The sequence below is a fragment of the Mesorhizobium silamurunense genome, from assembly GCF_014843825.1.
Classification (GTDB): domain Bacteria; phylum Pseudomonadota; class Alphaproteobacteria; order Rhizobiales; family Rhizobiaceae; genus Mesorhizobium; species Mesorhizobium silamurunense.
In genome coordinates this window covers 1-2,083 of sequence record NZ_JHQR01000493.1, presented here as the reverse complement: position 1 = coordinate 2,083, position 2,083 = coordinate 1, and the positions used below count along the sequence as shown (strand labels likewise).

Annotated in this window: 3 protein-coding genes; 1 reads left to right on the top strand and 2 read right to left on the bottom strand. The window is 63.7% G+C overall.

What is annotated here, in order from left to right; translation table 11 throughout:
- Window positions 1–140: 140 nt before the first annotated feature.
- The gene (locus tag DH10_RS36205; RefSeq protein ID WP_192244636.1) at window positions 141–1,625 is read right to left on the bottom strand and encodes a winged helix-turn-helix domain-containing protein; all 1,485 of its coding nucleotides are present in this window, start codon (window positions 1,623–1,625) and stop codon (window positions 141–143) included.
- The gene (locus DH10_RS36200) at window positions 1,573–1,866 is read right to left on the bottom strand and encodes a hypothetical protein (protein WP_192244638.1); all 294 of its coding nucleotides are present in this window, start codon (window positions 1,864–1,866) and stop codon (window positions 1,573–1,575) included. Before DH10_RS36200 ends, DH10_RS36205 begins: the two co-directional genes overlap by 53 nt.
- Window positions 1,867–1,901: 35 nt before the next feature.
- Here DH10_RS36200 and DH10_RS36195 point away from each other — a divergent pair.
- On the top strand, window positions 1,902–2,083 hold a 182-nt coding region (locus DH10_RS36195), incomplete at its 3' end, for a DNA-3-methyladenine glycosylase (RefSeq protein WP_246811709.1).

The window sequence follows — 2,083 nt, the reverse complement described above, 5'->3', positions numbered from 1 at the left end:
AGGCAGAATGGCGGTTCGGCCTCGGCGGATCGCCTTATCTTAGCCGCAGGTTTTGAGCGCGGCGCGCACCGCGCGATAGCGTCGTCATCCGACCTTTCAAAACCTCGGTTTGATCAAGTGGCCGAAAAACCATCTCTCATTCAGCAATTGCGGCGGCGATTTCGAAGCCCTCGACGAGATGATCGCTGTCTTCCGGCTTCTCGAATTCGATACTCGCGCGCAAGTGGCTTACCGGCGAGAAGCCAGGGTCCGATTTGCGGATGTGCATGACGCATTCCCGCGCGCCGGCCCTGTCGCCGGAGCGCGCCAGCGCAGCCGCAAGCAGTGACCACCGTCGAGGCCCGTAAGGCAGGCGCTGTATCGCCGTTGCGGCGCCGCCATAGTCGCGGGCAGCGTAAAGCGCGAGGGCTCGATCGCAATGATACCATTCGGCATGGAGAGGATTTACCGCGAAACTCCAACCCGTCGCGCGGTCGTCCGCGCAAAGACAGCACATGACCCATCTGCATCATCGTGTCGGCGTCGTAGGGGTTGATGTCGAGCGCGCGTCGCATGTGGTGCTCGGCCGCCTTGTGGTCGCGCGCGGCAAGCCGCGCCTGTGACAGGATGCGATGGCAACGGGGTTCGTCCGGCGCCAGCGCCACGGCAAGCGAGGCACGCTCGATGCAGCTTGCGATCACATCCTCCGGCGCGCTTCCGTAATCGGCAATCGCCAGTTCCACCAACGCGATATAGGCGTGGGCTAGCCCATAGTCCGGGTCGCGTGAAATCGCTGCCTTGAGCAGGTTCAAGGCTTCGCTATTGTCGTCGGGACGATAGCCGCGGAAGCGCACGATCGCTCGCGTCACCAGTTCATAGGCCGCAAGGTCCTGCGTCGGCTTGCCGGCGGTTCGCCGCAACGCCGCCGCCTCCAGATTTGACACCAGCCGGTTCACGACACGGTAGGCAATCTCATCCTGAATCGCGAACAGGTCAGGCGCGACCGCCGTGTAGCTCTCGCCCCAGACCAGCGTTCCGGCTTGCGCGTCGACCAGCTTGGCACTGATCTTCAACTGGTCGGCGCTGCGAATGACGGAGCCTCGCACAAAATAATCCGGCCGCACCGCGATCGGCAGGCCATGGCCTTGCGCCTGGCGGAAGGCGGCGAGCGCCGTCTCCCGGTTCAGGATCGTCACCGTGTGGAAGCGGGCAAGCCTGTCGGCCACGTCGTCCGCGAAGGCGCCGATCACTGGATCCGAAGTCTCGCCGGGCGCCCGGCCGTCCTCGAACGGCACGACCGCGACGACCGGTTGTGAAGCCGAAGGCTTATGACAGGGAGCCGAAAGCACATAGCCGCGCTTGGGCACGGCCTTCAGGATCGCCTGGTTGTTGTCGTCGAGGGCCTTCCTTATGTCCCGCACCGCCTGGGTGAGGGAATCTTCGGTGACGGCTATGTTGCCCCAGACCGCGGAGATCAGATCGGATTTGGTGACGACCTTGCCGTCGTTTCGAGCCAGATAAGAAAGCAGGCTGAACGCCTTTGATCGCAGCGGCACCGCTGCCCCATCCCGCAGCAGCAGGCCGCGCTCCAGATCAAGCTGGCAGTCGCCGAGTTGCAAGACCCCCTGCGATGCGGATTCCGCCATGGAACAGCGACCTGCCCTTGCACAACATCCAATGACCTATTCGGCTATCATTCTGCGCCGTCAAGATATCCGTTGGACTGGGCTGCTGCTGCGCGGCGCGATCGCCCTTCAGGTCCGTGGCGGCGATCTCGAGCATCTCAATCAGCGCGCCGGGCGGCGCATAGCCGGGGTTGACGATTCCACTGGCGACGATCTCGAAGAGTTCCTGGCGTGCGCGGGTGCGGGCTTGATCGTCGAACATGGCTGCCTCCGTCTATTGGATCAGCATGCCTGAGATTGCCCGCGCCGTACCGACGGAGTTCTGAAATTCTGCTGAAATCCGCATTTCACTGGTGCCTGAACGCGGTGTGCCTGCCGGGCAGCGCTGTGCTGATCCGCGCGATCCAGCCGCAATTCGGCATCGCGGCGATGCGCGTCAATCGGGGAACGGACGACGGCAGGCTGCTTTGCTCCGGTCC

Coding starts and splice junctions, on each gene's coding strand:
- DH10_RS36205 (WP_192244636.1), bottom strand. CDS start 1,625: ATGGCGGAATCCGCATCGCAGGGGGTCTTGCAACTCGGCGACTGCCAG.
- DH10_RS36200 (WP_192244638.1), bottom strand. CDS start 1,866: ATGTTCGACGATCAAGCCCGCACCCGCGCACGCCAGGAACTCTTCGAG.